Genomic DNA, 8,125 nt, shown 5'->3' with positions numbered 1-8,125 from the left:
TCTCAGTGACAACTTGCAATTTAAAGGACATCGAATAGTCCTTCTGTGTACGCTTAACGTACTGTGAATGATTGATTTCTTTCATAACGCTACTTTTTGTGTAACGCTATTTCAGGACGAGACATTTTACACTTATAAAAAGGGCAGTTCTTTGTTATGCGCTTTTTTTCTTTAATATTCTGACAATTCGGCTATACATGATTTCCGCTAAATTCCATTCATATCCATTAAAATCAGTGGTGTTATTAAATTGAATAACAACCATGTCCATCTCCTTGTGGTATTTTGCAATGCTCTGGTAGCCGGGCAGTAGCCCTGTATGTTCGAAAACGTAAATCGAAGAATAAATTTCCTGTTCACCTTCATTAAAAACCGAACCATTGTTTAAGGCCCGCAAGAACTGGCCCACGTCTTCTGCGACAGCCAGCATTAAACCGGTATTTTCGTACTTGAAATCGGTTTCAAGGCCAGCATAATAGCCACTCATTACCTCGTCCATGTTTACTTCATTCAGCGAACCAAAGGTATGTTTCAGCCCAAGTGGAATCAATATTCTCTCCCTGATATATTGTTGATGGGGATAGCCCAATGTTTTATCAATGAGGTCCTCAATCAACATGTAATTGGTATTTGAATAACCGTAATCTTCACCGGGTTCAAAGTCGGCAGGTAAATCCAGGGCGTACTCCAGCGTTTCTTGTCTGTTTTTTGGAGGTTTTGTCCAATAATCAGGATGGTCAACAAAATTTGGAATGCCACTCCGATGCCGCACCATCATTCTCAACGTTATTTTGTCAGAATATTCAATTCTTTCGGCAAGTTCCGGAAAGTATTCGGCAAGTGTTTTATCCAGCGACAAACGCCCTTCTTTAACTAATTTTGTGGTAGCAACAGCGATATACAACTTGGTAATACTCGCAATTTTAAATAATGCCTGCGGGTAGGCAGGTATTTTCTTTTTTCGGTCATGCCAGCCTGCGGCATAAAACTCGGGTGGCTTCCCTGCATCGTCCACATAAACCACCATTCCGTCAAATCCATAATTTAATGCTTCGTCGAGTTGTTCTTGCACCGTATCAGGCAGTGGCATAATCCAGGCTCTTACCAAAATCCATGGTACGAAGTACAACGAACTTATGCTGGCAATAATAAATGCGATTCTAAGTATACGTTTAACCTGTTTCTTTTTCATAATAGCCTTCCATTTTAGTGCGATGCAGTTTGCCAAATCGGACATAACAGTCACTTGCAAGTTGCCGGGGGGCGGGATTTCGAAAAGAAATCCTGTCAGACCCGCAGGAAAGTGGGCGTAAGGTCTGACTTGTCAGACCGCTGAAACCCCCGCCTGACATATGCAATTTGTTGTGTTTAGTTTTTTAGTTTTCATTTTTTTAGGATTAGAATGCTTAATAATAATCAGGTTTCGGAAAGGTCTTTGCTCTTACGGCATACAAGTCGAAACCTCCTTTCCCTCCTGGTCTGTTCGATGAAAAAATCAATATTGTATCATCAAATTCACCAAATGGAACAATAATCGGACGATATTCGTCATATTCTGAATTTATTTTATCACCTAAATTTTGTGGCTGAGACCATTTCCCATCCAAATACTGTGAGAAATATAAATCAAATCCACCATAACCTCCTTCTCTGTCAGATGTGAAGACCATTATGTTCCCTACTACAAATGGGCATTTATCATTTTTGTCACTTGACAAAATAGCATTTCTTGCAATTTCATGGTCGGTGGCATCTTGATAATTAGGATTAATCTCGTTTTCAACAAATGCTGTTTCATAAATATTAAATACTTCCATTTCCCTATTACTGCAGAACACAAGACTTTTATTATCATTAAATATGCAAGGATAATAATCGTCATACTCTGAGTTGATGGATTCAAAAGATTCTGGAGCATTTATTATCTCCTGTGCATTGTATGTTCCAAAATCAAGTTTCTTTGAAGATGCATACTTTATATCAAAATTTCCTGATTCGTTATTTGCGTAGAAAAAGTATTCATAAGCTTCATCTCCAAAATGATAAAATGGTCCATATTCATCAGAGTCTGTATTTATTGTTTCCAGAACCTTGCTTGCATATTTATTATAACTATTAGCATCGCTAACATATGAAATATTTAATATGTCATCTTTTGAATGATAAGAAATATCCATGCTTTTATAGATAATATCAAAATTGTTTCCTGAACTATTTCTATTTGTCGAAAAATAAATTCCATGTCTGAATGCTGGATAAGGTAAATCTGAATTGTAATCATCAAAGGAAGAGTTAATATTTTCTAGGTTCACAGGCAATTCAGTTACAATTGTCTCGTAAGTAAAATCATAATCATCATTGTTGAATATTTTAATACAACTTGTCAATGCTATTATGAAAGCGAAAAGCAAAATTTTTAATGTCTTCATGATTATTGGGTTTCCTTTAATGATTGTTTTTTTATAGTTAAGGTTGCTTTCATTTAAAATTAAACACAACGTATGTGCAAATACATCATTGCATTTATATTCTTAGTGTCGATTGCATTTATAACAACTATCAGGTGCCGCATGTGTAGTTCTTTTGTGTAATCGCGTATTCAAGGCTATAGATATTTAGTTTTGGTAACTAGCGGAATAAAAGTAAACATAAATAGGGTTAAAGTTACCTCTAAAAATATGTTATGGAGTAGTTTTCAGGCTTTAGGGGGTACTTCAGAGGTGGGGAGGGGTACCTCGGAAGTACCCCTCCCCACTTCAAAACATACTCGCCGGGCTTCAGAGGCGACTGCAGTAGGCAAAAGGGTGACCCAAGTTACTTCAGAGGCGACTGCAGTAGGCAAAAAGGCGACTCGAGTTACTTCGGAGGTGACTGCAGTAGGCTTTTTACTGACCGGAGTTACCTCGGAGGTGACTGCAGTAGGCAAAATACCGACTGGTGTCGCCTTTTTACCGCTCGCAGTAGGCTTAGAGGCGACTTAGGCAGGCTCCGAAGTAAGTGCTGTTGGTGGGTAAGCGATCGGGGAAAATTTTTGGAATAACGGAGGGGGTAACGGACGCAACGCTCATCAGCTTTTCTTACCCTCCAAAATAACAGAACGCTGACAACACTGATTTTACTGATTCACGCTGTTTTATTCGCGTTTAACGGTAAAAAGTCAGTGCTATCAGCGTTCCTTTTTCATGTTTTGACTTTTCCTGGGTAGTCAAACAGGTAGGTGTCACTTTTTGTGCATCTTTTTTACAAAGCCTCAGAATTACTTCCGAATCCAGGCTTTACCTGATTTCAGCAATTCCCTTCCTGCCAATTCGTTGAGAATAATGGTGGCCATCATATACCAGGCGAGCAAGGCACAAATAATTAAGGTAACAGCTGCTACCTTGTTAAACACGGGAAAGCCAAAGTGCCCCAGGTCTAAAAAGATAAAGCCCGCCAGCAAGGTGGAAAAGGTTAATACCATGGCCGTATGGATGAACAGCGATCCAACCCAGAAAATGGCTGTCAGCAGGGTCCACGCCACCAGGTAAAACCCAACGTCGGTTCCCGAAGCGGTATAAATACCCAAATGGCTCAAAATCCAGATGCTTCCCAGGCCGATCCAGAATGCTCCGTAAGCGGTAAATACGGCAAATCCAAAGTTATTACCGGTTTTCTGCTCCATCAACCCGGCGATAAACTGGGCCAATCCACCGAATATAAATCCCATGGCGACAACGGGTCCCAAACCCATCACCTCTAAATTATGAAACTGTAGTAAAAGTGTTGTTAAACCAAACCCAGCCAGCCCTACCACTGCAGGGTTCCCCATTTTTGCATTGTTCATTTCTGATTTTTTCCTGTATTAATTTGGCCGCAAAAATAGCAGAATAAGTTTCCGAAATCCGGGGCTCTAAAAATAAAGTTCACCCCCAAAAACAGGGCGTTACTGACCTTTAGGGTAAACCCGGAAATAACTCATCGTTAAGTTTTGATCCGCTTCCGAAGCTTATTAAAGCATTCACGCATTTAAGCATTTAAGCCTCCTCCCCCTCAATCCTTCAGTCCATCAATCCATAAAAAAGAGCCACCCATAAATGAGTGACTCCCGTATCTCTTGAAGCTTGTAGCTAAAAGCTTACAGCTTTCGTTTTAAATCTCGAACTTGTAATTACCCAGATCAGCCAATTCTGAAGAGCGGATAAACTCGGCATGTGCTTTTACCTGGCCTTTGGCAAAGTTCAGGTAGTTCTGAGCCGATTTCAGGAAGCTCTCGTCGCGGTTACTATCCAGCAACAGCAGGTAGCTCATGATAATATGACCGGCCATTTCCACCAAACGGCGGGCATGGAAATCGACAAACTCGGTATCGTCGGCTGCCATTACTTTTTTCACGGCGCGTTCGTAATCGTCGGTTAAAATAATCAGCGAACGTTTCAGGTACTCCAGTTTGGGCGATACGCGCTCGGCTTCGTATTCACGAATCTGAGCCAGGTAAGCGCCGGTAGTTACACCGCGGATGGCGGCCACCACCTGCAACTGGGTGGTTCCTTCGTAAATGGAAGTAATACGGGCATCGCGGTAAATACGTTCAACGGGGTAGTCTTTCATAAATCCTGAACCACCGTGAATCTGAACGGCATCGTAAGCCAGCTGGTTGCTGTATTCGCTCGACATACCTTTTACAAGTGGAGTATAGATATCAGCCAAACGCTGGTATTTTTTCATTTCTTCGCGTTCTTCTTTTTCCAGCGAACGCTCTTCCGAAATGTGCATGTAGGTTTTGTACATGTCCACAAAACGGGCAGTTTCGTACAACAAAGTACGCGATGCATCGAGTTTGGCTTTCATCAGCGAAAGCATTTCGTAAACAGCGGGGAAACGGATAATTGCTTTTCCAAACTGCATTCTTTCCTTAGCATAAGCCAGCGCTTCGCGGTAAGCAGCTTCACTCACTCCTACCGATTGTGCAGCGATTCCCAGACGGGCACCGTTCATAAGGGCCATTACGTATTTGATCAGCCCCATTTTACGTGAACCAACCAATTCGCCCGGAGCATTTTTGAATACCAGTTCACAGGTGGGTGATCCGATGATACCCATTTTATGCTCGATACGACGAACGGTTACTCCACCGTTCTGTTTGTCGTAAATAAACATCGACAGACCGCGGCCGTCTTTTGTTCCCGGTTCAGAACGCGCCAGTACCAAAGAGATGTCGCCATCGCCGTTGGTGATAAAACGTTTTACACCGTTTAACAACCAGGTTTGTTTAGCCTCGTCCCAGGTAGCTTTTAACTGAACGGCCTGCAAGTCGGAACCGGCATCCGGTTCGGTCAGGTCCATTGCCATGGTATCACCATTCGAAACACGTGGCAGGTATTTTTCTTTTTGTTCTTCCGAAGCAAATTCGTTGATGGTTTCGGCACAGTCCTGCAAGCCCCAGATGTTTACAAAACCTGCATCGGCACGCGACACAATGTCGGCTGCCATAATGTAAGGAACAATCGGAAAGTTCAGCCCGTCGTATTTGTAAGGCAGTGACATCCCCATTAAACCCGCCTGGTTTAATGCATTGATGTTTTCCTGGGTTCCGCGGGCATAAATTACGTGCCCGTCAACTACCTGAGGACCTTCGGCATCGATGCTTTCCGCATTTTCAGCCACAATGTTTCCACAGATTTCACCAACTACTTCCAGTACGCGGTCGTAATTGTCGATGGCATCCTCGTAATCCATCGGTGCAAAATCAAACTCCTTTTTGAAGGAATATTCACGTTCTTTTAGCCGAACGATCTTTTCCATCAAAGGGTGGGTTAAATGAAATTTTAATTCGCTGTTGTCAATATAATAATTAGCCATTTTTCCGGAATTTAAAGTGTGAATTACTTGGTGTTCTTTTTGTAATACTTGATCATTTTAGGAATCACCTCGGCCACGTCACCGTTAATTACATAGTCAGCAATGGCGTTGATCGGAGCTTCCGGATCGGTGTTGATCGCGATGATCTGAGCCGATTCTTCCATTCCGGCGCGGTGCTGAATCTGTCCTGAAATTCCGCAGGCAATGTACAGTTTCGGACGAACGGTAACTCCGGTTTGTCCGATCTGCCGTTCGTGTGCTGTGTAACCGGCATCCACCGCAGCACGCGAAGCGCCCACTTCACCTCCCAGTACATCAGCCAGTTCATACAACAGGTTGAAATTCTCTTTCGAACCCATTCCGTAACCACCTGCTACAACAATCGGCGCACCTTTGATATTCAACTTGCTTTTTTCTACCTGACGGTCAATGATCTCAACTACAAAATCAGTATCACTCACATATTTTGCCACATCGAGTTTTACTTCTTTTCCCTTGTATTTCGGATCGCGAATCTCTTTTTTCATTACCCCCTCGCGAACAGTTGCCATCTGCGGGCGACAGTCGGGATTGATAATGGTTGCAATGATGTTTCCGCCAAAAGCCGGACGGATCTGGTACAAGAGGTTTTCGTAATTCTTGTCTTGTTTTTTATCGAAATGATCGCCGATTACCAAACTGGTACAGTCGGCAGTCAATCCGCTGTGAAGCGCCGAAGAAACGCGAGGGCCCAAATCGCGGCCAATCGAAGATGCTCCCATCAGCGCAATCTGCGGTTTTTCTTCTTTAAACAGGTTTACCACGATAGATGTGTGTGGCAAAGTCTGAAAAGGGCTCAAACGCTTGTCGTCGGCAATATAAAGTGTATCTACACCGTAAGGGATGATCTGTTTCCCTATTTCGTCCAACTGAGAGCCGATGGCAATGGCCTCCAGCTTACAATTCAGTTCATCGGCTAACGACCTTCCTTTGGTCAGCAGTTCCTGACTTACTTCAGCAACATGGCCGTCTTCTATCTCGCAATATACAAATACGTTATTCATAGTATTCTGATTTTAAGGGGTCCGTTATCCAATTGTATGACTTTCGATCAGTTCGATCATCATTGCTTCAATCTCTGCATCCAACGCCGAAATCACTTTCGAATCCTTGGCGTGCAACACCACATTCTCAACGGTTTTTACCTTTGTAGGAGAACCATTCAATCCTAACTGTGAAGGATCTGTTTCAATATCGTTCACCGTCCATTCCGGAATATTAAGATCCGGACGATCGTTGTACATGTGTGTATAATCTTCGTTCTCTTTCTGCAGTTCGGTAACCGTTTTTGCATGTTTGTAACGCATAATACGTTTAGCATTACGTGCACGACAGTCGGGAGCTGTTCCGTTAACAGTCATTACCAGCGGCAGCGGACAACGAACGGTTTCAACACCGTTTTCCAGCCTGCGTTTGACGGTAATTTTCTTGCTTTTCAACTCGATTACTTCTTCCACATAAGTAATCTGAAGCATTCCGAGTTTTTCAGCCACCTGCGGTCCTACCTGTGCAGTATCACCATCGATTGCCTGACGTCCGGCAATAATGATGTCGATGTTACCCATTTTTTTCAGGGCTTGTCCCAGTGCATAGGAAGTTGCCAGTGTATCAGAACCGGCAAATGCACGGTCGGTTAACAGGATACCACCGTCAGCACCCCTGAAAAGACCTTCACGGATGATATCGGCAGCCCTACCTGGGCCCATGGTTAAAATCTTCACGGTGCTACCCGGAAATTTATCTTTGATGCGAAGGGCCTGTTCCAGGGCATTTAAGTCCTCCGGATTAAAAATTGCCGGCAAGACCGCCCTGTTGATCGTCCCGTCAGCTTTCATTGCATCTTTGCCCACATTCCTGGTATCAGGAACCTGCTTGGCCAAAACAATAATGTTGTAAGCTTTCATCTTATTAAAGTTGTTTATTTTCCATTGTGTAAGACGAAACGTGCATATTCGTCAATCATCCCCGGTTCAAAATCCGTAAGTTACATGCTCGTTTCATCTATAAAATTTTACTATTGTTGCTGAAATTGGAATCCACCCGGGCGGGTAGCCATTGAATTTGAGTGTGTGCAAAAGGGTATTGGTTCAGAAATTTTTGGTACTCATTCATGCAGCCCAATTTAGGTTCGATTCTCTTATTTCGTTCACCCCGAAACCGAGGTAAACTCCCTTCAAATTCTTTCTTTCAAAGCATGAAGAGAGGCAAATATAAAGATTCGACCCAAAGAAATCAAGCAGGGAAAGCC

At 42.9% G+C, this 8,125-nt stretch carries 6 protein-coding genes; all 6 read right to left on the bottom strand.

The genetic code is table 11. The features are described from left to right. Positions 1 to 154 precede the first annotated feature (154 nt). The 6 genes from MR764_RS19160 to MR764_RS19135 all read right to left on the bottom strand — a co-directional run bounded on the left by MR764_RS19160 (position 155) and on the right by MR764_RS19135 (position 7,781). Positions 155 to 1,192, bottom strand: coding sequence for a serine hydrolase domain-containing protein (locus MR764_RS19160; RefSeq protein WP_247981069.1), 1,038 nt, complete (start codon positions 1,190 to 1,192; stop codon positions 155 to 157). Positions 1,193 to 1,406: 214 nt separating this feature from the next. Beyond that, entirely contained in the window at positions 1,407 to 2,429 is a 1,023-nt protein-coding gene (locus MR764_RS19155) for a hypothetical protein (RefSeq protein WP_247981068.1), read from the bottom strand. An 827-nt stretch (positions 2,430 to 3,256) separates the two neighbouring features. Then, positions 3,257 to 3,823 carry an acetate uptake transporter gene (locus tag MR764_RS19150; RefSeq protein WP_247981067.1) on the bottom strand — a complete coding sequence of 189 codons (567 nt, stop codon included), beginning with the start codon at positions 3,821 to 3,823 and terminating at the stop codon, positions 3,257 to 3,259. Between the two features lie 305 nt (positions 3,824 to 4,128). Then, on the bottom strand, positions 4,129 to 5,838 hold the full coding sequence (locus tag MR764_RS19145; protein WP_247981066.1) for an acyl-CoA dehydrogenase family protein: 1,710 nt from the start codon (positions 5,836 to 5,838) through the stop codon (positions 4,129 to 4,131). Between the two features lie 23 nt (positions 5,839 to 5,861). Continuing rightward, entirely contained in the window at positions 5,862 to 6,881 is a 1,020-nt protein-coding gene (locus tag MR764_RS19140) for an electron transfer flavoprotein subunit alpha/FixB family protein (protein WP_247981065.1), read from the bottom strand. A gap of 24 nt (positions 6,882 to 6,905) precedes the next feature. Beyond that, positions 6,906 to 7,781, bottom strand: a complete 876-nt coding sequence (locus tag MR764_RS19135) for an electron transfer flavoprotein subunit beta/FixA family protein (RefSeq protein ID WP_247981064.1) — start codon at positions 7,779 to 7,781, stop codon at positions 6,906 to 6,908. Positions 7,782 to 8,125: the final 344 nt, after the last annotated feature.

This window comes from Maribellus sp. YY47 (genome assembly GCF_023111095.1).
GTDB lineage: Bacteria > Bacteroidota > Bacteroidia > Bacteroidales > Prolixibacteraceae > Draconibacterium.
Note: the sequence above shows the minus strand (reverse complement) of the source record. Positions and strands in the feature narration are given on the sequence as shown.

Coding starts and splice junctions, on each gene's coding strand:
- MR764_RS19150 (WP_247981067.1), bottom strand. CDS start 3,823: ATGAACAATGCAAAAATGGGGAACCCTGCAGTGGTAGGGCTGGCTGGG.
- MR764_RS19135 (WP_247981064.1), bottom strand. CDS start 7,781: ATGAAAGCTTACAACATTATTGTTTTGGCCAAGCAGGTTCCTGATACC.
- MR764_RS19140 (WP_247981065.1), bottom strand. CDS start 6,881: ATGAATAACGTATTTGTATATTGCGAGATAGAAGACGGCCATGTTGCT.
- MR764_RS19145 (WP_247981066.1), bottom strand. CDS start 5,838: ATGGCTAATTATTATATTGACAACAGCGAATTAAAATTTCATTTAACC.
- MR764_RS19160 (WP_247981069.1), bottom strand. CDS start 1,192: ATGAAAAAGAAACAGGTTAAACGTATACTTAGAATCGCATTTATTATT.
- MR764_RS19155 (WP_247981068.1), bottom strand. CDS start 2,429: ATGAAGACATTAAAAATTTTGCTTTTCGCTTTCATAATAGCATTGACA.